Genomic DNA, 25,647 nt, shown 5'->3' with positions numbered 1-25,647 from the left:
TCGCAGCCCTCCGACCGACGCTGAAACCCCCGATTACTGCCGAGACCCCGCCGTGTTCGCGTGAATGCGGCGGGGTCTCGGTACGAAACTGGGGTCTCGGCGGAATCGGGCAGGAACGGTGTTCAGGCGTCGAGACGCAGGAGCCAGTCGTGCTTGTCCTCGCGACGTCCGTACTGGATGTCGGTGAGCTCCTCGCGCAGCGACAGTGCCAGGTCGCCCGTGGGCTGAACGTCTTCGAAGTTCGCCGTGACCAGCGCACCGATGGGTGTCACGACCGCGGCCGTGCCGCAGGCGAACACCTCGACGATGTCTCCCGAGGCGACGCCGTCACGCCACTCCTGCAGCGACACGGCACGACGCTCGACCGTGTGACCGCGATCCTCGGCGAGCTGCAGCAGCGAGTTGCGGGTGATGCCCTCGAGGATGCTGTCCGACTCCGGAGTGACGATGCGTCCGTCCTTGAAGACGAACACGACGTTCATTCCGCCGAGCTCTTCGACATTGCCGTCCTGGTCGAGGAACACGACCTGGTCGCAGCCCTTCTCGTAGGCCTCGGCCTGCGGCAGCAGGCTGGACGCGTAGTTGCCTCCGGTCTTCGCGGCTCCGGTACCACCGCGGCCCGCGCGCGCATGCGTCTCGGAGAGCCAGATGCGCACTGGCTTCACGCCGCCCTTGAAGTACGACCCCGCGGGGCTCGCGATCACGTAGTACGCGACCTTCTGGGCCGGACGCACGCCGAGGAACGCCTCTTTCGCGAACATGAACGGGCGCAGGTAGAGGCTCTGGTCCTCACCAGACGGAACCCATGCTCCGTCGACTGCGATGAGCTCACGAAGCGACTGGATGAAGTAGTCGGCGGGAAGTTCAGGCAGTGCCATTCGCCGCGCGCTGCGCTGCAGACGCGCCGCATTCTGGTCCGGCCGGAAAGTGTGGATCGAGCCGTCGGCGTGGCGGTAGGCCTTGATGCCCTCGAAGATCTCCTGGCCGTAGTGCAGCACGGCGGCCGCCGGGTCGAGAGAGATCGGGCCGTACGGCTGCACGCGCGGTCGGTGCCATCCACCGCGAGCAGACCAGCAGATGTCGACCATGTGGTCGGTGAACACCGTGCCGAAGCCGGGGTTCGCGAGGGCCTCGTCGCGCTGTGCTGCAGAGCGCGCAGCGAGGTTCTTGGTCACGGAGAACTCGAGAGGAGCGAGTTCGGTCTCGGTCGTTGTCATGTCACATCCTGCGTTCGATGCGGGCGGCGCTCGCGTGGTCCCAGACTACGCCTGGAGCCGCGCGATGATGGCGTCGCCCGTCTGGCTGGTGGTTCGAGAACCGTCACGTTCGGCGATGTCCGCTTCTACCGCGCGGGTGACGCGGAGGGATTCCTCGCGGAGCCCGAGGTGATCGAGCAGGAGGGCGACGGACAGAATCGCCGCCGTGGGGTCGGCTTTCTGCTGGCCTGCGATGTCGGGCGCTGAACCATGAACAGGCTCGAACATCGAGGGGAACGTGCCGTCGGGGTTGATGTTGCCCGAAGCGGCGAGGCCGATGCCACCGGTGACGGCGCCTGCCAGATCCGTGAGGATGTCGCCGAAGAGGTTGTCGGTGACGATCACGTCGAAGCGCGAAGGGTTCGTGACCAGGAAGATCGTTGCCGCATCGACGTGGAGATAGTCTACGGCCACGTCCGGGTGCTCCTGCGCCACCTCGTTGACGATGCGCTGCCACATGCCGCCGGAATGCACCAGCACGTTGGTCTTGTGCACCAGGGTCAGCTTCTGCCGGCGACGCTCGGCGAGGTCGAACGCGTAGCGCACGACCCGCTCGACGCCGAACGCGGTGTTCACGCTCGTCTCGTTGGCGATCTCGTGAGGCGTACCGGTGCGGATGGCGCCGCCGTTGCCGACGTACGGCCCCTCCGTGCCCTCACGGACGACGACGAAGTCGATCTCGCCGGGTTCGGCGAGCGGGCCGGGTGCGCCTGCGTAGAGCTTGGACGGCCGCAGGTTCACGTAGTGATCGAGAGTGAAGCGCAGCTTCAGCAGCAGTCCCCGCTCGATGTTCGCATCCTTCAGACGCGGTTCGCCTGGTGTGCCACCCACCGCGCCGAGGATGATCGCATCGTTCGCGCTGATCGCTGCGAGATCGTCGTCGGTCAGGGTGTCGCCGGTTTCGAGATATCGTGCAGCTCCCAGGGCGAAGTGCGTCTTCTCGAAGGTGACGTCACTGTCGGCGGTGACCGCCTCGAGCATCTTCTCCGCCTCCGCGACGACCTCGGGACCGATGCCGTCACCGGGGATGACGGCCAGCTTCACGACACGCGACATTGACACTCCTTGCACCGGGATCGCCCGTGGCGCGACTTCGCCAGGGCGCGTGTCCTCCAGCGTACTGGTCAGCGTGAGCGGCTCGTGCGCAGTGTGACGGCCGCGATCGTCCCAGCCCCCACGACGAGGACGGCGCCGATGAGGGATGTCACCAGCACACCGGAATCGAAGGCGGATGCCGCGGCCTCCCACAGTGCCGATCCCAGCGGATCCGGCAGATCCTGGGCCGCCGTGTACGCTCCGGCGAGGGTCTCACGCGCGGCCTCGGCGACACCGGACGGAACACCCTCCGGAACTACGAGAGCCGAGCGGTAGAACGCAGTGATGATGCCGCCGAGCACCGCGGTGCCCAGCACAGCGCCCAGTTCGTACGCGGTCTCGGAGACGGCGCTCGCGGCGCCCGCCTTCGCCGCGGGTGCGCTGGAGAGGATCAGCTCGTTCGAGATGGTCTCGGCGGCGCCGATGCCGATCCCGAGCACGACGAAGGCGAGGATCAGCGGGAGCGCGCCGTGCCCCGCAGTCGTGAATGCGACGAGCAGGTATCCGACGACCGAGAAGGCGAGGGCCGAAGGAACCAGGATGTGCGGCGGAACCCGGCGCGAGACCGGGACGACGCTCAGTCCCGCGACGATCACAGCGAGCATTCCCGGTACAAGGGCGATACCGGCCATCATCGGTGACAGACCCAGAATCAACTGCAGATGCTGCGGCACGAAGTACAGGAACCCGACGAGCGCGACCACGCTGAGCAGGTTCACCAGGATCGCGCCGGAGAACGACCCTCGACGGAACAGCGCCATGTCGAGCATCGGCGTCTTCGCGCGCAATTGACGGCGCACGAACAGCCAGCCCATTGCGACGCCCAGCAGCGCCCAGAGCACGGCGGCCACCGTGATGCCGTCGACGGCCACGGCCTTGATGGCGTAGACCACGGGGATCATCGTCGCCATCGACAGCGCGATGCTGATCGGATCGATCCTGCCCGGGGCGGGATCGCGGCTCTCCGGAACCAGCAGCGGTGCCCCGACCAGCAGTGGGATCAGCACCGGCACGGCGATGAGGAACACAGAACCCCATGCGAAGTGCTCGAGCAGGAACCCGCCGACTATCGGGCCGAGCGCCGAACCGGCGGAGAAGGCCGACGCCCAGACGGCGATCGCCATCCGCCGCTGGTCACGGTTCTGGAAGATCGACCGCAGCAACGACAGGGTCGAGGGCATCAGCATCGCGCCGAAGAACCCGAGCAGTGCACGTGCGGCGATCAGAAGAGCTGCAGTGGGCGCGAACGCGGCGAGCACGGAGACCGCGGCGAACCCGGTGGATCCGATCAGCAGCATCCGCCGTCGGCCGAACCTGTCGCCCAGAGTCCCCATGGTGACGAGGAGGCCGGCCAGCACGAGCGGGTACGCGTCGATGATCCACAGCTGCTCGGCACCGGACGGCGCCAGCGCGATCGCGATCTCGGGGAGCGCGAAGCTCAGCACAGTGTTATCGACCGACACCAGCAGCACGGGGAGCATGAGCACGACGAGCGCCAACCACGCCCGCGCTCCCGCCCGTGGTGCGTTGATCCCGCTCGTCTCGACCCCGATCTGGGCCATCGCATTCCTCTTTCGATAGTAAACCGACCAGATGGTATAGTAACAGATATGTCCAGACCTCCCCTCGCTCGCGAACGCGTGCTCGACGCCTTCGAGGAGATCCTCATCTCCGCTGGTGAGCGCACCGCGACCCTGGATGCCACAGCGAAGGCGGCCGACGTGTCGAAGGGCGGCCTGCTCTACCATTTCGCTTCGAAGGACGACCTCGCGGCCGGGATGATCAGGCGACTGAAGGTCCTCGTCGAAGAGGACCTCGCAGATATGAGCCGCGCACCGGACGGACCAGTGGCGTATTACGTGCGCACCTCCGTCATGGAGAACGCACCGCTCGACCGCGCACTCATCGCGGTCTCACGACTCGCGCAGGGCGGCTCGAGCGCAGCCGGCGACGCGCTGCGCGAGACACGCAGCAGCTGGGCTGACGCGATCCGGCCGCGGGTTCGCGATCAGGCATCGCTGGATCTCGTGCTGCTCGTCGGCGACGGGTTGTATTTCAACAACTCGCTGGATGTGAACGGGCCCGATCGACTCGTCCCACGGGGTCACGAGCTGCGCGCACTCGTCGAGCTCGTAGTTCGAGCGACTTCCTAGTCGCCGGGATCTAGGCGCTCATCGAGAGACGCAAGACTGGAGAAGGAGCCTGATCATCCAGGCACCCGCCTCAGCCGATCAGACCTCGGTGATCTCGATCGAGCGGATCACCTTGGCATCGATGGCTTCGCCGACCTCCGCCAGGAGCTCCTCCGGCACGCGGGAGTCGACCGTGAGCACCGTGAGCGCCTGGCCACCGGCTTCGCGCCGCGCGACCTGCATGCCGGCGATGTTGATGCCCGCCGCACCGAACTTCTGGCCGTAGATCGCGACGATGCCGGGGCGGTCGGTGTACTGCATCACGATGTGATGGGTCTCGATCGGAACTTCGATGTCGTGCCCGTTGATCCCGACTATCTTCTGCACCATGCGAGTGCCTGCGAGCGTGCCCGCGACCGTGAGCACAGTGCCGTCGGCGAGGGCGCCGCGAAGAGTCGTCAGGTTGCGATACTCGGGGCTCTCCTTCTCGACGATCAGGCGCGCGTCGATGCCGCGCTGCTCGGCGAAAAGCGGTGCGTTCACGTACGAGACGTTCTCGCTGACCACGTTGGAGAGCACTCCCTTGAGCGCCGCCAGCCGGTACACGCTGACGTCGTACTCGGCGAGTTCTCCTCGGACCTCGATGTCGAGGCTCGTGAGCGCCGAAGTCGTCAGCCCACTGAAGATCTGACCCAGCTTCTCGACCAGCGCGATGCCGGGGCGGACGAACGGATCGATCACACCGCCGGCGACGTTCACCGCATCCGGAACCAGATCGCCCTCGAGCGCGAGCTTGACCGAGCGAGCGACCGACACGCCTGCCTTCTCCTGGGCTTCCTCGGTCGAGGCCCCCAGATGCGGGGTGACGACGACGTTGGGCAGCTCGAGCAGCTCGCGCGCCGAACCGCCCTCGACCGGCGGCTCGGAGGTGAAGACGTCGAGACCGGCTCCGGCGATCTCGCCGGCTACCAGCGCCTCGCGCAGCGCGGATTCGTCGATCAGGCCGCCGCGCGCGACGTTGACGACGTACGCCGACTTCTTCATGGCCTTGAACTGATCGGCGCCGATCATGCCCGTCGTCTCCGGCGTCTTGGGCATGTGGATGGTGAGGAAGTCCACCTCGGCGACGAGCTCATCGAGAGTACGCAGTTCGACGCCGAGCTGCTGTGCGCGTGCACTGGTGATGTAGGGATCGAAAGCGACGATCTTCATGCCGAAGCCCTGCATACGGGCGGCCACCAGCGCGCCGATTCGGCCGAGTCCGACGATGCCGAGCGTCTTCTCGAACAGCTCGGTGCCGGTGTAGGCGCTGCGCTTCCACTGGCCGGCAGCCAGCGAGGCGTGCGCCGCCGGCACGTGGCGAGCGAGGCTGAGGATGTGACCGCAAGTGAGCTCGGCGGCCGAGATGATGTTCGAGGTCGGTGCGTTCACGACCATCACACCGGCCTTGGTGGATGCCTGGATGTCGACGTTGTCGAGGCCGACGCCGGCGCGCGCGATGACCTTCAGCTTCGGTGCGTGGCTCAAAGCCTCTGCGTCGATCTTCGTTGCCGAGCGGACGAGCACTGCGTCTGCCTCTGCGAGCGAGGAGAAGAGTGCCTCGCGGTCCGTACCGTCCACCTGACGGACGTCGAAGTCGGGCCCGAGGGCCTCGATCGTGGCGGGCGAGAGAACTTCGGCAATGAGCACGACGGGCTTCGGCACAGCGGATCCTTCGGGGTGAGCGTGGCAACGCGCGGATGGGATCGATGCGCCGCACACCGTCGGGGCGCGATCGTCTCCACCCTACCGGAGCGGGCATACCGCTCCGTGCCGTGTGACGTCGGGACGCGACGCCACCCTCGTCAACGGGAGAGGAACGATGTGGTCAGCATGCTGAGCGCCGCGACGTTCATCCAGAACACCGCGACGAGCGCCAGGCCGGCGACAATCGCGATCGTCAGTTCGCCTGCGCTGCGGCGCCGACCAAGGGCATATGCGACGACGAAGACGAGGATCGGGAACAGCACGGAGAAGATCAGCACGAACCACCCGTACGCGTTGATCCCCGCGGGTGCGACGGTGATCAAGTACGAGACGGCATTCCAGACTGCGTATGCGTAGAACAATCCGGCAAGACCGACGATGACGCTCTTCCAGATACCGAGCGACTGCTTTGCAGGAACGACTTCCTCGGTCATGCTCCCACCGCCCCGGTCATCACGAACGGCCACGGCACGAGCAGCAGCACACCACCGAGAAATCCGACCACGCGCACCCAGGATGCCGATCGCCTGGTCAACACCCACACCGCGCCGAACCACAGCGCCGGCGCGAGCACGGCCGCCCACAGCGCGACCTGATACATGACGTCGGGGATGAGGAACATGGCGCTGCTCTGCAGGGTCAGCCCGCCGATGATCCACCCGACCGTGTAGAGCAGATAGATGCCACCGACGATCCCGACGAGCAGAAGCATCGGCGTGCTGAGCGGCGCCCGCTCGGCAGGATCACTGACCGTACCGTCCTCTTGGATACGGCCGACTGTCTCGCTGCGCTTGCCGACGGCATTCCACCCCCGCGGCAGCGACGGCTTCTGCTCCGCCTCTGGTGCAGGTTTCTGTGTCGGCCGATCGTCATCGCCCTCCCAGGTGAGGGCGTCGTCAGCATCCGATGTCATGTCCCCAGCGTAGCGAGGCCCCGCCCCGCCCGATATGCTCAGGGCGTTCACAGACAGAGGGGAACTCACCGTGGCTGAGCGCAACGAGAAGGCCGTCGCATCACCGACGACGGACGCCGACGACACAGCCGCACCGGGTTGGAAGCCGACGGCCGGTTCGAAGAAGAAGGCGACGACGCTCCGGTGGATCGCTGCCGTGCTCTGGTTCGTGGCCATCGCCGCGGAGGCTGTCGCGATCTTCTGGCTTCTTCGCCAGCGCGAGTTCGTCGGCGAAGACGGCGGGCTCGTCCGCAACCCCGACACCGGCCTTCTGGAGGAGCAGAACGTCACAGCGCAGTTCCCCCAATGGGCGTTCATCACGCTCATCGTGACGCTGGTCGTCATCGCGGCGCTGGCGATCACCGGCTCCTTCCTGTGGAAGAAGGCGAATCGCCTCGACCCGGCGAAGAAGTCGGACACCGTGCGCTTCTTCGTGCAGAATCAGCTCGGCGCCATCATCGCCGTCGTCGCGTTCCTGCCCCTGATCATCCTCATCTTCCTTAACAAGGACATGGACAAGGGCCAGAAGACCACGGCCGGGATCATCGGCGTCGTCCTGGCAGTCGTCGCCGTCGCACTCGGTATCGACTACAACCCGCCGTCGGTCGAGCAGTACACCGCGGACCAGTCGACGGTCATCCAGCTTCTCGGCCAGGACGAGGTGGTGTGGGTCGACGGAGGAGCCGTCTACCACGTGTGCGACGAGGTGCCCGACATCCAGACCGGCAGCGAGAAGCGCACCGGCACGACGGCCGAGGCAGTCGAGGCAGGCAAGACCCGTCTCACCCTCAAGTTCGCCTCGGAGTTGAACACCTGCGGTCTGGCCGTGCCGGAGAACGCCGATGAGATCGCCGACGCTCTGCGCGCGATCCAGGGCGGCGCCACCGACACGCTTCTGCCCGCACCGGTGTGGGCAGACCCGGCCGATGCTCCGATCCAGGTGGAGGATGCCGCCACGGAGTCCGACTCCGAATAGCCCTACTCCCCCAGCGCCTCCACAAGACGGTCTTCGGCCGAGCGGAGGTGAGCGGCAAGCAGCGCGGCCGCACGATCGCCGTCGCCGGCTGCGACCGCATCCAGGATCTCGCCGTGCTGCGCCGCGATGAGCGCGGCGTCGAGAAGCCGCCTGCCCTGCACCTGGGCCATGCACAGGCGCACTTCGTCGAGCACGCTGCGGTACATGCGCGACGTGCGCTCGCTGCCGATGCCGTCGATCAGCGCGGTGTGGAATCGGAGGTCGGGGTCGACGGTTTCAGTGCTCGGCCCCGCCGGCATCCGCAGCAGCTGAGAATTGGCGTCTGCTGCTGCGGCGGGCACTGTCCTCGTCGCCGCCAGTTCTCGCAGCGCCGCACTCTCCAGCCTGGTGCGGGTGCGGTAGACGTCATGGACCATCACCGGTTCGATCGCGACGACACGGGCGCTGCGGTGCGCGGTCCGTACGAGCAGACCGGAGGCGACGAGCTGTTCGATCGCCGCTTTCGCGCTCGGCCTGGCCACGCCGAACGACTCCGAGACCTTCGCCTCGGTGAGCGGCGCATCCGCCGGAATCTCGCCAGTGAGAATACCGGCGCGCAATTGACGTGTGACGGCATCCACGATCCCGACGACACCGAGTGAGCGATCTGGGGTCATGGCGTCCAGCCTAAACGAGACTAGACTTCTCAGTATTCTTGTCTGACAATTCGAGGGAGCTCCGTGTCCACGACACTCGCGGATCCGCTGGACACCACGCTGCTGGGCACTCAGACCGTGCTCACTTCACGATCGATCGATCGCTTCGCGCGCGCACACGACGCATCGCACTATCTGCTCATCCCGGATGCCGTGCTGACGCCTGCGGACGCCGCCGGCGTCGCCGACGCGTTCGCCGCTGTACGCGCAGCCGGACGCACACTCACCTTCCGGTCCGGCGGCACGAGCCTTTCGGGGCAGGCTGTCTCAGGCGACATCCTCGTCGACACCCGCAGCAACTTCCGAGACATCCGCCTCGAGGACGACGGCCGGATCGCGCGCGTCGGCCCTGGTGCGACCGTGCGCCAGGTCAACACCAGACTCGCCAGGCACCGCCGCAAGCTCGGCCCCGACCCCGCAAGCGAGATCGCCTGCACGATCGGAGGCGTGATCGCGAACAACTCCAGCGGCATGGCGTGCGGGGTGACGGAGAACTCGTATCAGACCATCGAATCCCTGCTGCTCGTGCTGCCGAGCGGCACGATCCTCGACACCGGCGCACCGGACGCACTCGACCGGCTGCGTGCCGCGGAACCGGAGATCGCCGACGGACTGATCGCCCTCCGCGAGCGCATGCTCGGCTCCGCAGCCGATGTCGCGTTCGTCAGGCAGCAGTTCTCGATGAAGAACACCATGGGGTACGGGCTCAACGCACTCCTCGATTTCGACGATCCAGTACGGATCCTCGAACATCTCGTGATCGGCTCAGAGGGCACGCTGGCCTTCGTCGCCGAGGCCCGGTTCAGGACGATCGAGATCCGCCCTCAGGTCGCGACCGGGTTGCTTGTGTTCGAGACGCTCGCCGACGCCATGGCCGCTCTGCCGGCTCTCGCCGAGCCGCATTTCGCCGGGCAGGGCCTCGCGACCATCGAACTGATGGATGCCGCCTCCCTCCGCGTCGCGCAGGGACTCAGCGATGTTCCCGCAGCGATCGCAGGGATCGATGTGCACGACCATGCCGCCCTGCTCGTGGAAGTGCATGCATCAAGCGTCGACGACCTCGCCGAGGCGAGCGACGCGGCACTGCAGGAGTTCGCCGCGCTCCCCCTGGCCGTCCTGCCGACGCTCACGACGGATGCTGCCGAGCGGGCGTCTCTCTGGACGGTGCGCAAGGGCCTCTACACGGCCGTGGCCGGCGCGCGTCCCTCCGGGACCACAGCACTGCTGGAGGACATCGTCGTTCCCGTCGATCGACTGCTCACGACGTGCGAGCAGCTGATCGTGTTGTTCACGAAGCACGAGTACGAAGGCTCGGTGATCTTCGGCCATGCCAAGGACGGCAATGTCCACTTCCTGCTCAACGAGCGTTTCGACGATGCCGCGAGCGTCGCCCGATACCAGCGCTTCACAGCTGACCTCGTCGACCTCGTGCTGGGCCAGGGCGGATCGCTGAAAGCCGAGCACGGCACCGGGCGCATCATGGCGCCGTTCGTGCGTCGTCAGTACGGCGACTTCCTCACGGACATCATGTGGGACATCAAGCGTCTGATCGATCCGGACGGCATTCTGAATCCCGGCGTCGTGCTCTCCGACGATGCCGAATCGTATCTGCACGATCTCAAGCGCGTACCGACCGTCGAGAGCGAGGTCGACCGCTGCGTCGAATGCGGATACTGCGAGCCGTCGTGCCCGAGCAAGAGCATCACCCTGACTCCGCGACAGCGCATCGTGCTGCGGCGCGATATGGCCTGGGCCGAGGAGCAGGGCGACGTGGAGCTGCTGAAAGAACTGCGCTCCGACTACGACTACGAGGGCGTGCAGACCTGCGCCGTCGACGGCATGTGCGGTGTCGCCTGCCCCGTCGACATCAACACCGGCGATCTGGTGCGACGGCTGCGTGCCGAAGAGGCTTCGAAGATCGAGGACGGTGTCTGGGATGTCGCGGCGAAGGGATGGGGAGCTGTGACCAGGATCGGCGCAGTGGCGCTGACCGTCGCCGATGCCCTGCCTGCACCACTGGTGAAGGGCGTCACGCAGCTCGGCCGCGCCGTGCTCGGCGCTGAGACGATGCCGCTCTACGACGCGGGTCTCCCCCGTGGTGGTTCGGCGCCGCCGAGGCCGAATGCTCCTGCCGATGCGCAGGCCGTGTTCTTCGGCGCGTGCATCGGCACGATATTCGGCCCGGAGGAAGATGGCAGCGGCTCACGCGACGCCCTCAGCGCTCTGCTCGAGCGTGCCGGCATCCCCGTGGTGATTCCCGATGATGCCGGCGGGCTGTGCTGCGGAACGCCGTGGAAGTCGAAGGGGCATCTGTCTGGTTATGACCGGATGACGAGTCGTGTGCTCGCCTCGCTCTGGGAGGCCAGTCGCCACGGCGAACTGCCCGTCGTGTGCGATGCGGCATCCTGCACCGAGGGCCTGCACGTCATGCTGGCGAAATCGCTGGCCGAATACCCGGAATACGCCGGTCTGCGCATCGAAGACGCCACGACTTATGTCGCCCGCGAGGTGCTCCCCAAGCTCGCAGTCGCGCAGAAGCTGGAGTCGATCGCCGTGCATCCGACGTGCTCGACGACTGCGCTCGGTGCGACGGGCGCGCTCACCGCCCTCGCCGGCGCTGTCGCCCACGAGGTCTACATTCCGGATGGCTGGGGTTGCTGCGCATTCGCCGGCGACCGCGGGATGCTGCACCCCGAACTCACCGAGAGCGCGACGGCCGTCGAGTCCGCCGAGGTGTCAGTAGCGGATGCGGAACGCGACGGCTTCGATGCGTTCGTCTCGGCGAACCGCACGTGCGAGATCGGGATGACCCGTGCCACCGGCAAGCCGTACCGCCACGTGATCGAAGTGCTGGAAGAGCTCACACGCCCCTGACAGCACGCACTGCGGCGGCGACGATCGCGGGTTCGGTGACGTCGAACCCCATGACACCGCCGCCTGGTCCGCTCGGCGCTTCGTCGGCCGAGCGGACCCTCGCGGACAGATGCACGGCGTCGATGCCGGCACTGACAAGGTCAGGGATGTCTTCCACGCGCACCCCGCCGCCTGACATGATCTGCAATCGCCCTGCGGCCTGACGTGCAAGCGCGGCGAGCACTTCGATGCCGTCGATGCTGCGCGCGGCCCCTCCTGAGGTGAGCACGCGATCCGTACCGAGTTCGGCAAGTTCGTCGATGACCGACGCGGGATCGGCCAGCGCGTCGATCGCGCGGTGGAACACGAACTCCGCGTCGCCGGCCGCTTCCTTCCACCGGCGCATCGCATCGCGATCGATCCCGCCGTCCGGGCGGAGCGCCCCGACGACCACTCCGCCTGCACCACGACGCACGCAATCGCGGAGGTCAGCGGCGACGAGAGCGATCTCCTCCGCGTCGTACACGAATCCACCCGGACGAGGGCGCACCAGTACGGCGACACGCCCGCCGCCCGCCGCCTCGCATACGGCGTCGATCGTGCCGGCGGACGGGGTCAATCCGCCGGTCTCGGCCAGCGCCTGACACAGCTCAACGCGATCGGCACCGTGTTCGAAGGCCGTGCGTGCGCCGGCAGCATCCTGAACGGCGATCTCGACGGCGATCATCGGACCGGGACCGTGAACACCGCCACAGGCTGTCCGCGAAGCGCTTCGGGAATCACCACGATCGCGGTGCTGTCCTGACGAGCGGTCATCTCGACCGCAGAACCATCAGCCCAGCGCGCGCCGTGAGAGCTGGCCAGTTCAGCAGGCAGTTCCAGCTCGCCGATGCTCGGATCGAGCGCGTGCACATGCACACCCGCATCCGACTGCGTGTAGCGACGGGGAGCACCGACCTCCTCTCCGAATCGGATCCACGGACGGGTGCCGTAGACGGCTTCGCCATTGACGCTCAGCCACGCGCCGAGTTCGCGCATCGTGGCACGCTGCAGTTCAGGGATCGAGCCGTCGGCCGCGGGGCCGACGTTGATCAGCAGGTTTCCATTCTTCGAGACGACATCGACCAGCATCCGGATGAGATCGGGGCCGGAAAGGGTGTGGCTGTCATCCTCGGCCTGATTGAACCCGAACGAGTAGCCCAGTCCCCTGGTCGACTCCCACGGCTCAGGCAGGATCTCATCCACGTTCGTGTACTCACGGGTGAGATAGCCGTGATACGGCACACCCCAGCGGTCGTTGACGACGCCGTCGGGGTGCCCGTCGAAGTATCGCGACAACAGCGCTGCGACAGCGTGATCCTCCTGCCCCTTGCCGCCGTCCGGCCACTCGATGTCGTTCCAGAGCACGTCGGGCGAGAAGCGCTGGATGAGCTCCTCCAGCTGCGCCGCCGAGTACCGGGCGAACGCGTCGTCGTTGCGCCGGAATCGGAACAGGTCCGTGTCGGACTCGATCGCAGGGAAGTCGCTGACGTGCCAGTCCAGCGCACCGGAGTAGTACACGCCGAATCGGGCGCCGGCGCGTCTGGTGGCGTCGTGGAACTCCGAGATGAGGTCGCGTCGAGGGCCGCGCCTCACCGCATTGAACGCTGTGGTCCGGGTGTCCCAGAGGCAGAACCCCTCGTGGTGCTTGGTCGTGGGGATGATGTACCTCGCCCCCGCTCCGACCAACTCACCGACGAACGCGTCGGCATCGAAGGCCGACGCGTCCCAGAGATCGGCAAGATCCTCGTACGAGCGGCCGGGGCCGTAGAGCTCCTGGTGACGATTCCACGTCGGACTGCCGGCGATCCGTACGGTGTTGCCATACCACTCCGCGTACTGGTGCCACGCGTAGGAGTCCTCGGTGGGGACACCGCCCTCGGGGTGGGCCACGGCCCAGGCGGGCACGGAGTAGAGACCCCAGTGCACGAAGAAGCCGAGCTTCGCATCTCGGAACCACTCGGGCACGGCGTTGGTCGGGTACGTCGGCGCTGCGGAGCCGAAGTCGGGTCCGGTGCGCTTCTCGAAGTTCAGCATGTGTCTCAGTCCTCTCCACGACGGCCGACGACCGCAGTGAGTGCCGGGGCTCCGGCGGTGTCGAACGGGTATACGCCGGCGGCGAGATGGTGGTGCCCGAGACGCAGCAGGTCCTGGTCGACACCGCCGGGCGTGAGCGCCAGCGTCCAATCCGCCGCGAGGTCGTAGAGCTCCGGCTCGAGGTAGCCGATCTTGACTACCACGATGTCGGCGTGCTCGGGATCGAGCCCGAGCATTCGGAAGTCGTCGAGGTGGTGGAAGGGCTTGCGTCGTTCCGTGATGATCGCGTGAAGACCACCGACGGCGATGACGACCTGTGTGCCGGCATCGGGATCTCCCGGCGTGATCGAGAACACCTCCCCGGTGATCTGCACGGGTCCGCGCGGGCCGTCGTCCACGCGAGCGCCCGCGGTGAGCGTGATCGATGCACCGACACCGGCCTCGACAGCAACCGCGACGGCCCCACGATCGAAGATGGACGCGACGAGCGTCGTGCGCGTGCCATCGGTGAGGTCGCTCCGCTCGAGCAGTTCTCCGAGCGTCCAGGTCACATCACCCGCTCCACCGGCTGTCGGGTTGTCGCCGGAGTCCGAGATCACATACGGACGCGCAGCGTCGACAGCGAGAGCCTTGGCCAGCGCGCCGTCCAGCGTCGCGGTCTCGGCGACGAACACGAAGTCCTCTCGCGCATCCCAGAACATCCGCGCCACACGCTCGGATTCACGGGTGATGACCTCCCGATCATCGCCGGTGACGACGACGTATGCCTGGCATCGCGGCTCATCCGCCCAGGCATAGCCGATCCACACCGACGCATCCACGACGCCGTCCAGCTTCTCGATCTCGGGCAGCTGCGCGTAGATGCCGCGCGCCGGCTCCAGCCGCGTACTGGTCTTCTCACCGGGCAGGAGCACTGGAACCGGCACCCACGCCTTCAGCGGGCGACGATGCAGCGGATCGCCACCGTGCACGCCTCGCAGGCGCTCCAGCAGATTGTGGACGGCACGCTCCTTGGTGTTGAGCCAGTCCTCGTGCGGTGCCATCCGATAGCAGGTGAGCAGATCGACGTGATCGCGCAGCGTCTCCGAGACGTTGCCATGCAGGTCCATCGAAGTCGAGATCAGGGTGTCAGGCCCCAGCGCCTCTCGGACCGCCCGCGAGAGGTCGCCTTCGGCGTCCACCATTCCGAACACGCTCATAGCGCCGTGGATGTCGAAGAAGAAGCCGTCGAACGGTCCCTGTTCGCGGATGCCGTCGATGATGGCATCCTTCATCCGCCGGTATGTGGCGGGGTCGACCGCGCCACCGGGCAACGAGCGACCGTGCACGAGCGGCACCCAATCCGCAGCGTCGGCGAGCTCGCGCCCCGCGTCGAGGAACGGATAGTAGGCACGCAGATCGGCGCCGGTGCGGATGGTGAACGCCTCGTCCCCCGAGACATGCGGGGAGAAGGTGCTGGATTCGATCGAGATGCCGCCGATGCCGATCCGCGGCCTGGAGAGCCCTCCAGGGGCGAGCGGTGCCAGAGGTCCCATCCAGATCTCGCTGGCTTCTGGTAGTGCATTCACAGGGTCGCTCCTTCGAGTTCGCTGGGGTCATGTGCACCGGCTCCGAGACCGGAGAATGCGCGACGGGCGGCAGCGGCAGCGCCCAGCGCCACGGCGTCCGATCCCCGCGTCGCGGGCATGATCTCGAGTCGCACGCCGGACACCGGAGAATCCGTGACGAGCGCCGCCTCGATCGCAGGCAGCAGCAGATCCCAGGCGTTCACCACGCCGCCGCCGATGACGGCGCGGTCGAGATCCAGGATGCCAGCAGCGCTCGCACAGGCGAGAGCGACGGCGCGTCCGGCAGCGGCGAACACATCCGCGGCGACCGCATCACCGGCTCTGGCACGATCGGCGACCTCCCGTGCGGTGAGTCCGGTCTCGCCGGAACGCTCCGCGTACCGCAGCCCTATCGACGTGCCTGATGCGAGCGTCTCGAGGTGGCCGATCTGCCCGCACGTGCAGCGGATGTCGCTGTACCCCGGAGTGTGCCCGATCTCACCCGCCGCACCGTGCGGGCCGTGCCGAAGCTGGCCGTCGAGCACGACGGCTCCGCCGACGCCGGTGCCGAGCATCACGCCGAGGACGTCATCGCCGGAGTCGTCGTGATCGAGTTCGCCGAGCAGGAAGGCGTTGACGTCGTTCTCGACGCGTACCGGAGCGCCCAGCCTGGCCGAGAGCTCGTCTCCGAGCGGAAACCCCGCCCAATCGGCGAAGGTCTCGGACGCGGCGCGGATGATCCCGGTCTCGTGGTCGACGACTCCTGCCGCACCGACGCCGACTGCTGACAGTGTGCGCCCGGCATCCGCCGCCAGCTCGCGTGCGAGCGCCGCCGCAGCGTCAGCCATGGCGCGGCCGCCCTCCCGAGCCGGCGCATCGACGACGCCTCTGGCGAGGATCTCGCCCTGCCCGTCGACCAGAAGCGCTGCGATCTTCGTGCCTCCGATGTCGATGCCGACGACGGCAGCTGGCATGTGATGAGCGATTTCGGGCATGGTTCTCCCCTGTACCTGGGCCATGACCTTCTCAGCGCCCCCCGAGGCCGGCCATGGCGATGCCCTTGACCAAGTGCTTCTGCAGCACGATCACGAGGACCGTGGTCGGGATCATCGAGATGATCGCGGCCGCCATCTGCAGGTCCCAGCGCGTTCCGGTGAGACCGGCGAAACTTGCGAGGCCCACCGGCAGTGTGCCGAGCGCGTCATAGTCGACAGTCACGATGAGAGGCCACAGGTAGCTGTTCCAGAAGGACAGGAATGTGAAGACGGTGAGCACGGCGACCGCGGACTTCGACAGCGGAAGGATGATCTTGAGGAAGGTGCGGATCGGGCCGGCGCCGTCGATTCGGGCCGCCTCCTCCAACTCGTACGGGATGCCGCGGAAGAACTGACGCATCAGGAACGTGCCGAACGCTCCGAACGCGAACGGCAGCACCAGTGCCTGATAGGTGTCCACCCAGTCGAACCACTGCATGACCTGGAACATCGGGATGACCAGGACCTCGGCGGGGACCATCAGCGTGGCGAGGAAGAGCACGAAGACAGTGTCGCGTCCCTTCCACCGCAGGCGTCCGAACGCATAGCCGGCGGTCGTCGAGACGATGATCGTGACGAGCGTGCCGAGGATCGCGACGATGAACGAGTTCGCGATGTACGTGGCGAATGGGCCGTACGTGAAGACGTCGACGAAGTTGCTCCACTTGATCTCCGAGCCGATCAGCGTCGGAGGCATGGAGAACATCTCGGAGTTCGGTTTGAGAGCCGAGAAGAACGCGTAGATGAGGGGCGCCATGAAGATGAGCGCGACGATGTAGATGCAGATGTGCGCGATGACCAGACGCACCTTCGCACCGGTCGTCGTCTCGACTCCGCGCGTGCGCGGCGCGCCGGCGACGGGGGTGCCCTTCGTGTCGAGAGGGCGGATCAGCGTCTCAGTGCTCATAGTGCACCCACTTCTTCTGTGCGGCGAACTGGAGGCCGGTGATCGCGATGATGATCGCGAACAGGACCCATGCGGCGGCGGCGGCGAGACCGAGATCGCCGAAGGTGAACCCCTGCTCCCAGATGTACATCACGAGCGGCTTCGTCGCGTTGCCCGGCCCTCCGCCGGTCAGCATCTGGGGTTGCACGAAGACCTGCAGGGACGTGATCATCGTCATGATCGTGGCGAAGAAGATCGCCGGCGAGATCATCGGGATGATGACGCTCCAGACACGGCGGAAGCCGTGGGCTCCGTCGATGCTGGCGGCCTCGAGCACGCTGTCCGGCAGTTGCTCGAGGGCTGCCGAGAAGATCAGCATGTTGTAGCCGAGGCCCTGCCACACGCTCATCGCGACGACCATGATCATCGCCCACGAGGGATCGGCGAGGAAGTTCGGCAGCGTGATCCCGAACCAGCTGGTCGAGAGACCGTTAACGAGTCCCTGCGGCTGCAGGATCATCTTCCAGACCAGCACGTTGGCGACCATCGGGGTCACGACGGGGATGAAGAACAGCACGCGCAGCGCACCGCGGCCCCGGATGCGAGGGCCGAGTCCGATCGCGAGGGCGAGCGAGAGCACGATGCTCAGCGGGACGTACAGCAGGGTGTACACCGCGGAGTTGCGCAACGCCGGCCAGAAGTCGGGGCTGTCGGTGAACAGCTTGACGTAGTTGTCCACTCCGTTGAATGTGCGGTCGCCGAATGCCGGCCAGTTGAAGACGCTCATCACGATCGAGAGTCCCACCGGGACGATCGTGAACAGGGCGAGTCCCACCAGGGCCGGGGTTGCGAACCCCAGCGCCTGGCGAGACTCCACCTTCGCGAGCGAACTCCGACGTCGTGTCGTGCTCGTCATCGTTCTTCTTTCATGCTCACTGCGTGGTCAGAGTCCGATGAACGGACTCACTTGCCGAACTGGGACTGCGCGTCGCCCAGGAGCTGCTCCATCTCGAGGTCGCCGTTGTAGACGCTGACGAGGTTCGGCTGGATGTAACTGTCGAGCTTCGCCCAGTTGTCGGTCATGTACAGCGGCACGGTGTTCGAGAACGCGTCCTCGAAGACGGCCTGCACCTGATCGCGATACTGCTCATCGATCGACTCGAAGTACAGCGGCTGCGAGGAGATGCGCGCCGGGTACGACCGGCCGGACGATGCGATGTAGTCCTGCGCATCGGTGCCGAGCAATGAGCCCATGACCTTCAGCGCGGCCTCCGGGTTCTCGCAGTCCTTCGAGATTCCGAATCCCGAACCGAGCACCGGGCTGCTGCTGCCGTTCGCGCCTGCGGGCAGCGGCACCATACCGGCGGTGAAGCCGGCGTCGTTGTTCAGATAGGTGACCGCGTTCCAGGTGCCGTCGACCGCCATCGCCGCGTTTCCGCCGGAGTACTGGCCCTCGCCCCATCCGGTGTCGGACGCCGATGCGACAGGAGCCGCGACCTTCTGGTCGTTGACGAGGCCGGCGTACCAGTCCGCCGCCTCGACGAAGTCGGACGAGTCGATCTCGAGCTCGCCCTTCTCAGTGGCCGGCTGCGCACCGGAATAGGTCATCGGCATCGACATCCACTGGTAACCGCCCATCCCCATGGCGAACCCGTACTTGCCGTCGACGGTCGCGTCGGCAGCGATCTTCTCGAAGTCCTCGACGGTCCAGCCGATCTCAGGAGTCGCGGCACCGGCGGCGTCCAACATGTCCTGGTTGTAGAAGACGAGCATCGCGGAGACGTCGAACGGCATGCCGTAGAGCTTGCCGCCGAAGCTGAGGATGCCGTCCGAGCCGGCGGTGAAGTCGGCCTTGTCGAGTCCCGCTGTCTCCAAGTCCTCGTCGGAGAGCTCGCGGAATCCTGCGGTGTAGCCGCCGAGCTGCGCGCCGCTCATCCCGGTCACGCAGGCCATGTTGCCTGAAGCCATGTTCGTGGTGAGCTTCGTGAAGAAGTCGCTCCACGGTGCCGTCTGCAGCTTGATCTCGACGTCGGGGTTCTGCTCCTGGGCGAAAGCGATCTGCGCCTCGAGCGCCTCGGTGTCCGATTCGCTGCCGGACCACATGTCGACGACGATCGCGTCACCTTCTCCACCGCCTGCTCCACCATCGGTGCCGGCACATCCCGTCATCGCAACGGCGAAACCCGCGACCGCAGCCACGGCGCCAACGCGCATCTTCTTCATTGAATGTCTCCTTGGGACTCAGATAGGTTCTTTCGATCATCGAAGCAACCTAGTAGGATTTCGTATAAAGTCACCGTGTCACGATCCAGCGTCCGCCGCAAGCTGGACATCGGATGTTTATGGATCGGTGATACTTCGTAACATGGGTGAAACTTCACTCGGAATTCAATGCGCGCCCCGACGACCGGAGACCCCGTGACGCAGCACCAGCCCCGCACACCCGACGATGCTCACACCCGACAGATCCTCGACCTCGTCACGCGCGGGCACGCGCAGTCCCGCAGCGAACTGGCATCCCAGTTGGGCATCGCCGCGTCGACGGTCGGCCTGCGCGTGCAGTCGCTCCTCGACTCAGGGCTGCTGCAGGAAGACGGCGTCGGCACATCGCGCGGCGGTCGGCGACCGCGTGTTCTGCGACCGGCATCGGATGGCGGTTCGGTATTGACGGTCGACCTCGGCGGTCGTCACGCGCGCATCGGCAAGCACGATCTCAGCGGCGCTCTGCTCGAAGTGCGCAGCGCCGAGGTCGATCTGTCAGCCGGCCCCGTTCCGACGCTCGCGGCCATCTCCACCGTGTTCGATGACCTCACCCGCGACGACGCCGCACCCATCCGCGCCATCGGCGTCAGCCTTCCCGGTCCGGTGAACGTCGAGACCGGAGCGGTCGATCAACCGTCGAGGATGCCTGGCTGGCCCGGATTCCGCGTCGGGGACCACCTCCGATCCCGCTTCGACGTCGCCACCATCACGGTCGACAATGATGCGAATCTCGCCGCGCTCGGCGAACATCGCGCACAGTTCGGCCTGTCGAAGCACAGCATCACTGTGAAGGCCGGCACCGCTATCGGCAGCGGCATCATCGTCGACGGCCATGTCCATCGTGGCGCGTCATCCGCAGCCGGAGACATCACCCACACCCGGATCGACGGCAGCGGCGACATCCCGTGCTCGTGCGGGAACACCGGGTGCCTCGAGACCGTCGCGAGCGGCGCCAGTCTCGTGCGGCAGATGCACGAGCTCGGCCGAGGGGACGTGCAGGTCGTCGGCGACGTGCTGGCACTCGCCCGCGACGCCGACCCTGCCGCGACGACGCTGGTGCGAACCGCAGGTACTCACCTCGGTCAAGCACTGTCCGGAGTGGTGAACTTCTTCAATCCGCACGCCGTGTTCCTGACCGGCAGCATGAGTGCGTCAGAGCCGTTTCTGGCTGCCGTGCGCAGTCGGGTGTATGAGGCGTGCCACCCCCTGGCGACGCAGAACCTTCGGATCGAAGCGGCGATGACGGGTGCCGACGCGATCCTGCACGGTGCCGCCCGCCAGGCGCTGGAAGGGCTTGAGCTGCCGGGGCCCGCGTCCTGAGACATCACGCCTCAGCAGTCAGGCCTTGACGAGCGTGAGCTCCACGACCGGGATGAGCACATCGGGGCGCCGCACAGGGAGATGCACGGTAAGCGTGCCCTCGGCCTCCCCCGCGGGTGTCATCAGGTCCGCCTGCTGGTGGGGGTCGGTGACGGATGTCTTGAGCCACGAGCCGTCGTTGAGAAGTCGCGCATATGCGACTCTGCCCGCGAGCTGAGGCAGATGCACGAAGCCCATCGGCCAGGAGAACAGGTGCAGGTAGAGACGATCGCCCCGCATCGTGTACACGCCTTCGCGTGGCGGAGCGAACGGCGCGTGCCCCGCACCGACGATCGCTCCGCGGTGCAGCCGCATCCAGCCCCCGAGCTCTTCGAGCACCTGCGCGTCACGCGGTGCGATGGCACCGCGCCCGTCTGGGCCGACGTTGAGCAGCATGTTGCCATCCATCGACACCGAGTCGGCGAGCATCTGCGCCAGCAGCGTCGCCGACTTCTGATCGGTGTTGTCACGGTGATAGCCCCATGAGCCGTTGAGCGTCTGGCACGCCTCCCAGGTGAGCGGCACACCGTCTTTGACGATCGGGGCCGTCGGCTGGTACTGCTCCGGTGTGACGAAGTCGGCGGGGATGCCGAGGCGATCGTTGACCAGCATGTCCGGCTGCAGCTCGCGGCACAGGGCCAGCAGTGCCTGCGCATCCCAGGCCTCGGGGCCTTTACCGTCCCACCCGTCTTTCGACTCCGGATAGGTGAAATCGAAGAACAGGTAGTCGATCTCGCCGTAACCGGTCAGGAGCTCACGGACCTGTCCGTGCAGGTGGGCGCGATAGCGCGCCATGTCCCGCCCGACATTGAGCTCGTGGGCATTCTCGTCATCGCGGCGGGGGTGGTTCCAGTCCACCGTGAAATCAGGATGATGCCAGTCGATCACGGAATGATAGAGCCCTACCTTGAGGCCTTCTTCACGCAGAGCATCGACATACTCGCGCACGAGGTCGCGCCCGGATGCGGTGACCGACGTGAAGTCGGTGAGCTCCGAGTCCCACAGGGCGAATCCGTCGTGATGTTTCGTCGTGAGGACGATGTATCCCATCCCGGTGTCCTTCGCGCGACGTGCGAGCGCCTTGGCATCGAAGCGATCAGGTTCGAAGTGATCGAAATAAGGGCGGTACTCCTCGTCGGTGAGCCGCTCGTAGTTCTGCACCCACTCGTGCCGAGCCGCCGCGCTGTACAGACCGAAGTGCACGAACATCCCGAACCGTGCCTCGTCGAACCACTGCTGCTTCATCATCGCCTCTCGTTGGATCGCCTCCATCCTGGCACAGACATCCGATGTCTCGCAGCTATGTCGGCCGTTAACCCAGAACGGGCACCCCGTGAGGGATGCCCGTTCTTTGAGACGAATGGTCAGCGCGCAGCGCTGCCGTCGACGTAGTCCTCGTCCTGCTGCTTCCATGCGAAGAGCGAACGCAGCTCCTTGCCGGTGACCTCGATCGGGTGCTGTTCTTCCTTCGCGCGCAGTGCGAGGAATTCTTCGGCGCCGTTGTCCTGGTCATCGATGAAGCGCTTCGCGAATGCACCGGACTGGATGTCGGCGAGCACACCCTGCATGCTCTCCTTGACGCGCTCATCGATCACGCGCGGGCCCGAGACGTAGTCGCCGAACTCGGCGGTGTCGGAGATCGACCAGCGCTGCTTGGCGATGCCGCCCTCCCACATCAGGTCGACGATGAGCTTGAGCTCGTGCAGCACCTCGAAGTAGGCGATCTGCGGCTGGTAGCCCGCTTCGGTGAGGGTCTCGAAGCCGGCCTGCACGAGGTGGCTGACGCCACCGCAGAGGACGGCCTGCTCGCCGAAGAGGTCGGTCTCGGTCTCTTCCGTGAAGGTCGTCTTGATGACGCCGGCGCGGGTGCCGCCGATCGCCTTGGCGTAAGAGAGCGCGAGCGCCCAGGCCTGGCCGGATGCGTCCTTCTCGACCGCGATGATGTCCGGGATGCCTCGGCCGGCGACGAACTCGCGACGAACGGTGTGTCCCGGCGCCTTCGGCGCGACGAGGATGACATCGACGCCCTCTGGGGCGTCGATGTACCCGAAACGGATGTTGAAGCCGTGCGCGAACGCGAGGGTCTTGCCCTCGGTGAGGTTCGGAGCGATCGACTCGGAGTAGATCGTGCGCTGGTGCTGGTCCGGCGCGAGGATCATGATGAGGTCGGCCCAGGTGGTGGCATCCGCGACGGACTTGACAGGGAAGCCCGCCTCCTCCGCCTTCGCTGCGGACTTCGAGCCGTCCTTCAGCGCGATAGCGACCTCGACACCCGAGTCGCGCAGGTTCTGCGCGTGGGCGTGGCCCTGCGAGCCGTAGCCGACGATCGCGACCTTCTTGGCCTGGATGAGGGACAGATCGGCGTCGGCGTCGTAGAAGATCTCAGTACTCACGTTGGTGTTTCTCTTTCCTTCTGGAGGTTCTATGGTCTGGGTGGTCAGCCGCGCAGGACGCGTTCGGTGATGCTCTTGCCGCCTCGGCCGATCGCGAGAAGGCCGGACTGCGAGAGTTCCTTGATGCCGAAGGGCTCCAAGGCCCGCAGAATCGCCTCGATCTTGCCCTTGTCGCCGGTGACCTCGATCACCAGCGCATCGGATGCGTAATCGACGACCGACGCGCGGAACAGGTTCACGATCTCGATCACGTTCGAGCGCGTGGCGTTGTCTGTGCGCACTTTGACCAGCACATGGTGGCGCTGCACAGAGGTCGCGAAATCGAGTTCCACGATCTTGATGACGTTGATCAGCTTGTTCAGCTGCTTGGTCACCTGCTCAAGGGGCAACTGGTCGACGTCGACGACGACCGTGATCCGGGATACGCCCGGTACCTCGGTGACGCCGACGGCGAGGGATTCGATGTTGAAGCCTCGACGGGCGAAGAGCCCGGCGACGCGGGTCAACAGACCGGGTGTGTCCTCGACGAGGAGACTCAGCACGTGGGTCGACATCGCTCAGACCTCCTCATCGAACGTGGGCGCATGATCGCGCGCGTACTGGACGTAACTGTTGCTGACGCCCTGCGGCACCATCGGCCACACCATGGCGTCCGCCGAGACGACGAAGTCGATCACGACCGGTCGGTCGTTGGTCTCCAACGCCAGTTTGATCGCGGCATCCACGTCCTCTTCCTTCTCCACCCGGATCGCGAGGCAGCCGTAGGCCTCGGCGAGCTTGACGAAGTCGGGGATGCGGACGGTGCCGTGCCCGGTGTTCAGGTCGGTGTTCGAGTGACGTCCGTCGTAGAACAGGGTCTGCCACTGGCGCACCATGCCCAGAGAGGAGTTGTTGATGATCGCGACCTTGATCGGGATGTTGTTGATCGCGCAGGTGGCGAGCTCCTGATTGGTCATCTGGAAACATCCGTCGCCGTCGATCGACCATACGACCCGGTCGGGTTCTGCGACTTTGGCGCCCATCGCAGCAGGAACCGAGTAGCCCATGGTGCCGGCGCCACCGGAGTTCAACCATGCGTTGGGTCGCTCGTACTTGATGAACTGCGCGGCCCACATCTGGTGCTGCCCGACGCCGGCGACGTAGATTCCCTCCGGGCCGGTGAGCTCACCGATCCGCTGGATCACGTGCTGCGGGGCGAGCAGGCCGTCTTCTGTCGGCGAGTAACCGAGCGGGAACTCCTCAAGCAGCCCGTCGAGATACGACCACCACTCGGCGATGTCAGGCTTCGTACTGCCGACGACTCCGCGGAAGGCGGCATCCAGATCGATCAGCACGTCGCGCACGTCACCGACGATCGGCACATCGGCGTTGCGGATCTTCGAGATCTCCGCTGGGTCGATGTCGACATGCACGACCTTCGCGTTGGGGGCGAAGTCTGCTGCCTTCCCCGTGACCCGGTCATCGAATCGTGCACCGAGCGCCACGATGAGATCGGACTCCTGCAGGGCGAGCACGGCCGGAACCGTGCCGTGCATACCCGGCATGCCGAGGTGCTGCCGATGCGAGTCGGGGAACACCCCACGTGCCATCAACGTCGTCACCACCGGTGCGTTGGTCGACTCGGCGAGGGCCAGAAGCTCTGCAGCGGCACGACCGCGGACCACGCCACCGCCGACGTACAGCACCGGCTTCTTCGCGTCTGCGAGCAAGGCGGCAGCGGCTTGGATCTGCTTGCCGTGCGCCTTGGTCACCGGACGATAACCGGGCAGGTCGACCTTGGGCGGCCAGACGAACGGTGCCGACTTCTGCTGCGCGTCCTTGGTGATGTCAACGAGCACGGGACCGGGACGGCCCGTCGAGGCGATCTCGAATGCCGCGGCGAGGGCACCCGGGATCTCCGAGGGCTCCTTCACGAGGAACGAGTGCTTCGTGACCGGCATGGTGATGCCGACGATGTCGGCCTCCTGGAACGCATCCGTTCCCATCAGATGGCTGAATACCTGCCCGGTGATGGCGACGAGCGGCACCGAATCCATATAGGCATCGGCGATCGCCGTCACGAGGTTGGTCGCGCCGGGGCCCGAAGTCGCGATCGCGACGCCGGTGCGGCCGCTCGCAGCCGCGTACCCCTCCGCCGCGTGACCGGCACCCTGTTCGTGTCGGACGAGGATGTGCCGGACGGTGTCGTCGTCGAGCAGCGGGTCGTACACGGGCATGATCGTCCCGCCGGGGATGCCGAACACATCGGTCACACCGAGAAGTCCGAGGGCACGGACCACGGCCTCTGCACCCGTGATCTCGGGCGCAGTGGATTTGGGGGACGGCGGCCGTGGAACGGCCGAAACAGAATCAGCAGTCATGTCTTTCCTTGATGATCTGAGAAGA

The 25,647-nt window shown here is 66.3% G+C and carries 22 protein-coding genes; 4 read left to right on the top strand and 18 right to left on the bottom strand.

The window, feature by feature from the left end; all coding sequences use genetic code 11:
* Window positions 1–122: 122 nt before the first annotated feature.
* The 3 genes from QFZ46_RS17435 to QFZ46_RS17425 all read right to left on the bottom strand — a co-directional run bounded on the left by QFZ46_RS17435 (window position 123) and on the right by QFZ46_RS17425 (window position 3,913).
* Window positions 123–1,217: a branched-chain amino acid aminotransferase gene (locus QFZ46_RS17435; RefSeq protein WP_307363470.1), complete on the bottom strand. Its 1,095-nt coding sequence runs from the start codon at window positions 1,215–1,217 to the stop codon at window positions 123–125.
* 45 nt (window positions 1,218–1,262) lie between these two features.
* Window positions 1,263–2,312: a 3-isopropylmalate dehydrogenase gene (locus tag QFZ46_RS17430; protein WP_307363468.1), complete on the bottom strand. Its 1,050-nt coding sequence runs from the start codon at window positions 2,310–2,312 to the stop codon at window positions 1,263–1,265.
* A 68-nt stretch (window positions 2,313–2,380) separates the two neighbouring features.
* Window positions 2,381–3,913: an MFS transporter gene (locus QFZ46_RS17425; protein ID WP_307363467.1), complete on the bottom strand. Its 1,533-nt coding sequence runs from the start codon at window positions 3,911–3,913 to the stop codon at window positions 2,381–2,383.
* A gap of 48 nt (window positions 3,914–3,961) precedes the next feature.
* Between QFZ46_RS17425 and QFZ46_RS17420 the strand changes: the two genes are divergently transcribed.
* On the top strand, window positions 3,962–4,504 hold the full coding sequence (locus QFZ46_RS17420; protein ID WP_307363465.1) for a TetR/AcrR family transcriptional regulator: 543 nt from the start codon (window positions 3,962–3,964) through the stop codon (window positions 4,502–4,504).
* Window positions 4,505–4,582: 78 nt separating this feature from the next.
* Here QFZ46_RS17420 and serA read toward each other — a convergent pair whose 3' ends face one another.
* The 3 genes from serA to QFZ46_RS17405 all read right to left on the bottom strand — a co-directional run bounded on the left by serA (window position 4,583) and on the right by QFZ46_RS17405 (window position 7,142).
* Window positions 4,583–6,187 (bottom strand): phosphoglycerate dehydrogenase, encoded by a 1,605-nt coding sequence (gene serA, locus QFZ46_RS17415; protein ID WP_307363463.1) that lies wholly within the window; start codon window positions 6,185–6,187, stop codon window positions 4,583–4,585.
* A gap of 140 nt (window positions 6,188–6,327) precedes the next feature.
* Window positions 6,328–6,663: a hypothetical protein gene (locus QFZ46_RS17410; protein ID WP_307363461.1), complete on the bottom strand. Its 336-nt coding sequence runs from the start codon at window positions 6,661–6,663 to the stop codon at window positions 6,328–6,330.
* Window positions 6,660–7,142, bottom strand: a complete 483-nt coding sequence (locus QFZ46_RS17405) for a hypothetical protein (protein ID WP_307363459.1) — start codon at window positions 7,140–7,142, stop codon at window positions 6,660–6,662. Before QFZ46_RS17405 ends, QFZ46_RS17410 begins: the two co-directional genes overlap by 4 nt.
* Before the next feature lie 70 nt (window positions 7,143–7,212).
* Here QFZ46_RS17405 and QFZ46_RS17400 point away from each other — a divergent pair, with 70 nt between their 5' ends.
* Window positions 7,213–8,157: a hypothetical protein gene (locus tag QFZ46_RS17400; protein WP_307363457.1), complete on the top strand. Its 945-nt coding sequence runs from the start codon at window positions 7,213–7,215 to the stop codon at window positions 8,155–8,157.
* A gap of 2 nt (window positions 8,158–8,159) precedes the next feature.
* Here QFZ46_RS17400 and QFZ46_RS17395 read toward each other — a convergent pair whose 3' ends face one another.
* Window positions 8,160–8,813 (bottom strand): GntR family transcriptional regulator, encoded by a 654-nt coding sequence (locus tag QFZ46_RS17395; protein WP_307363454.1) that lies wholly within the window; start codon window positions 8,811–8,813, stop codon window positions 8,160–8,162.
* A gap of 63 nt (window positions 8,814–8,876) precedes the next feature.
* Between QFZ46_RS17395 and QFZ46_RS17390 the strand changes: the two genes are divergently transcribed.
* Window positions 8,877–11,726 (top strand): FAD-binding and (Fe-S)-binding domain-containing protein, encoded by a 2,850-nt coding sequence (locus QFZ46_RS17390; RefSeq protein WP_307363452.1) that lies wholly within the window; start codon window positions 8,877–8,879, stop codon window positions 11,724–11,726.
* Here the strand turns inward: QFZ46_RS17390 and QFZ46_RS17385 are convergent.
* Genes QFZ46_RS17385 through QFZ46_RS17355 form a run of 7 tightly spaced genes read right to left on the bottom strand, consistent with a single transcriptional unit; the run spans window position 11,713 to window position 19,471 of the window.
* Window positions 11,713–12,432: a copper homeostasis protein CutC gene (locus QFZ46_RS17385; protein ID WP_307363450.1), complete on the bottom strand. Its 720-nt coding sequence runs from the start codon at window positions 12,430–12,432 to the stop codon at window positions 11,713–11,715. The genes QFZ46_RS17390 and QFZ46_RS17385 overlap by 14 nt on opposite strands.
* On the bottom strand, window positions 12,429–13,781 hold the full coding sequence (locus QFZ46_RS17380) for an alpha-L-fucosidase (protein ID WP_307363449.1): 1,353 nt from the start codon (window positions 13,779–13,781) through the stop codon (window positions 12,429–12,431). Before QFZ46_RS17380 ends, QFZ46_RS17385 begins: the two co-directional genes overlap by 4 nt.
* Before the next feature lie 5 nt (window positions 13,782–13,786).
* Entirely contained in the window at window positions 13,787–15,316 is a 1,530-nt protein-coding gene (locus QFZ46_RS17375; RefSeq protein ID WP_307364660.1) for a M81 family metallopeptidase, read from the bottom strand.
* Between the two features lie 29 nt (window positions 15,317–15,345).
* The gene (locus QFZ46_RS17370; RefSeq protein ID WP_307363448.1) at window positions 15,346–16,323 is read right to left on the bottom strand and encodes an ROK family protein; all 978 of its coding nucleotides are present in this window, start codon (window positions 16,321–16,323) and stop codon (window positions 15,346–15,348) included.
* A 31-nt stretch (window positions 16,324–16,354) separates the two neighbouring features.
* Window positions 16,355–17,269, bottom strand: a complete 915-nt coding sequence (locus QFZ46_RS17365; protein ID WP_307363447.1) for a carbohydrate ABC transporter permease — start codon at window positions 17,267–17,269, stop codon at window positions 16,355–16,357.
* Window positions 17,259–18,164, bottom strand: coding sequence for a carbohydrate ABC transporter permease (locus QFZ46_RS17360; RefSeq protein WP_307363446.1), 906 nt, complete (start codon window positions 18,162–18,164; stop codon window positions 17,259–17,261). Before QFZ46_RS17360 ends, QFZ46_RS17365 begins: the two co-directional genes overlap by 11 nt.
* Window positions 18,165–18,211: 47 nt before the next feature.
* Window positions 18,212–19,471, bottom strand: coding sequence for an ABC transporter substrate-binding protein (locus QFZ46_RS17355; protein WP_307363445.1), 1,260 nt, complete (start codon window positions 19,469–19,471; stop codon window positions 18,212–18,214).
* 195 nt (window positions 19,472–19,666) lie between these two features.
* Between QFZ46_RS17355 and QFZ46_RS17350 the strand changes: the two genes are divergently transcribed.
* Window positions 19,667–20,830: an ROK family transcriptional regulator gene (locus QFZ46_RS17350; RefSeq protein WP_307363444.1), complete on the top strand. Its 1,164-nt coding sequence runs from the start codon at window positions 19,667–19,669 to the stop codon at window positions 20,828–20,830.
* Between the two features lie 18 nt (window positions 20,831–20,848).
* Here QFZ46_RS17350 and QFZ46_RS17345 read toward each other — a convergent pair whose 3' ends face one another.
* The 4 genes from QFZ46_RS17345 to QFZ46_RS17330 all read right to left on the bottom strand — a co-directional run bounded on the left by QFZ46_RS17345 (window position 20,849) and on the right by QFZ46_RS17330 (window position 25,622).
* Entirely contained in the window at window positions 20,849–22,117 is a 1,269-nt protein-coding gene (locus QFZ46_RS17345; protein ID WP_373457655.1) for an alpha-L-fucosidase, read from the bottom strand.
* A gap of 116 nt (window positions 22,118–22,233) precedes the next feature.
* Window positions 22,234–23,262 (bottom strand): ketol-acid reductoisomerase, encoded by a 1,029-nt coding sequence (gene ilvC, locus QFZ46_RS17340; RefSeq protein WP_307363442.1) that lies wholly within the window; start codon window positions 23,260–23,262, stop codon window positions 22,234–22,236.
* 44 nt (window positions 23,263–23,306) lie between these two features.
* On the bottom strand, window positions 23,307–23,816 hold the full coding sequence (gene ilvN / locus QFZ46_RS17335; RefSeq protein ID WP_307363441.1) for an acetolactate synthase small subunit: 510 nt from the start codon (window positions 23,814–23,816) through the stop codon (window positions 23,307–23,309).
* 3 nt (window positions 23,817–23,819) lie between these two features.
* Complete coding sequence (locus tag QFZ46_RS17330; RefSeq protein WP_307363440.1) at window positions 23,820–25,622, bottom strand: acetolactate synthase large subunit; 1,803 nt, start codon at window positions 25,620–25,622, stop codon at window positions 23,820–23,822.
* Window positions 25,623–25,647 lie beyond the last annotated feature (25 nt).

Origin of the sequence: Microbacterium murale (assembly GCF_030815955.1) — a bacterium.
Lineage (GTDB): Bacteria > Actinomycetota > Actinomycetes > Actinomycetales > Microbacteriaceae > Microbacterium > Microbacterium murale_A.
The sequence above is the reverse complement of the archived record's forward strand: the minus strand, read 5'-3'. Positions and strand labels throughout refer to the sequence as shown.

Excerpts from the sequence above, each read along its gene's own strand:
- QFZ46_RS17355 (WP_307363445.1), bottom strand. The coding sequence starts at position 19,471 with ATGAAGAAGATGCGCGTTGGCGCCGTGGCTGCGGTCGCGGGTTTCGCC.
- QFZ46_RS17375 (WP_307364660.1), bottom strand. The coding sequence starts at position 15,316 with ATGGGACCTCTGGCACCGCTCGCCCCTGGAGGGCTCTCCAGGCCGCGG.
- QFZ46_RS17425 (WP_307363467.1), bottom strand. The coding sequence starts at position 3,913 with ATGGCCCAGATCGGGGTCGAGACGAGCGGGATCAACGCACCACGGGCG.
- QFZ46_RS17380 (WP_307363449.1), bottom strand. The coding sequence starts at position 13,781 with ATGCTGAACTTCGAGAAGCGCACCGGACCCGACTTCGGCTCCGCAGCG.
- QFZ46_RS17395 (WP_307363454.1), bottom strand. The coding sequence starts at position 8,813 with ATGACCCCAGATCGCTCACTCGGTGTCGTCGGGATCGTGGATGCCGTC.
- QFZ46_RS17360 (WP_307363446.1), bottom strand. The coding sequence starts at position 18,164 with ATGACGAGCACGACACGACGTCGGAGTTCGCTCGCGAAGGTGGAGTCT.
- QFZ46_RS17410 (WP_307363461.1), bottom strand. The coding sequence starts at position 6,663 with ATGACCGAGGAAGTCGTTCCTGCAAAGCAGTCGCTCGGTATCTGGAAG.
- QFZ46_RS17435 (WP_307363470.1), bottom strand. The coding sequence starts at position 1,217 with ATGACAACGACCGAGACCGAACTCGCTCCTCTCGAGTTCTCCGTGACC.
- QFZ46_RS17330 (WP_307363440.1), bottom strand. The coding sequence starts at position 25,622 with ATGACTGCTGATTCTGTTTCGGCCGTTCCACGGCCGCCGTCCCCCAAA.
- QFZ46_RS17370 (WP_307363448.1), bottom strand. The coding sequence starts at position 16,323 with ATGCCCGAAATCGCTCATCACATGCCAGCTGCCGTCGTCGGCATCGAC.
- QFZ46_RS17420 (WP_307363465.1), top strand. The coding sequence starts at position 3,962 with ATGTCCAGACCTCCCCTCGCTCGCGAACGCGTGCTCGACGCCTTCGAG.
- QFZ46_RS17365 (WP_307363447.1), bottom strand. The coding sequence starts at position 17,269 with ATGAGCACTGAGACGCTGATCCGCCCTCTCGACACGAAGGGCACCCCC.
- QFZ46_RS17385 (WP_307363450.1), bottom strand. The coding sequence starts at position 12,432 with ATGATCGCCGTCGAGATCGCCGTTCAGGATGCTGCCGGCGCACGCACG.
- ilvN (WP_307363441.1), bottom strand. The coding sequence starts at position 23,816 with ATGTCGACCCACGTGCTGAGTCTCCTCGTCGAGGACACACCCGGTCTG.
- QFZ46_RS17405 (WP_307363459.1), bottom strand. The coding sequence starts at position 7,142 with ATGACATCGGATGCTGACGACGCCCTCACCTGGGAGGGCGATGACGAT.
- QFZ46_RS17430 (WP_307363468.1), bottom strand. The coding sequence starts at position 2,312 with ATGTCGCGTGTCGTGAAGCTGGCCGTCATCCCCGGTGACGGCATCGGT.
- QFZ46_RS17345 (WP_373457655.1), bottom strand. The coding sequence starts at position 22,117 with ATGATGAAGCAGCAGTGGTTCGACGAGGCACGGTTCGGGATGTTCGTG.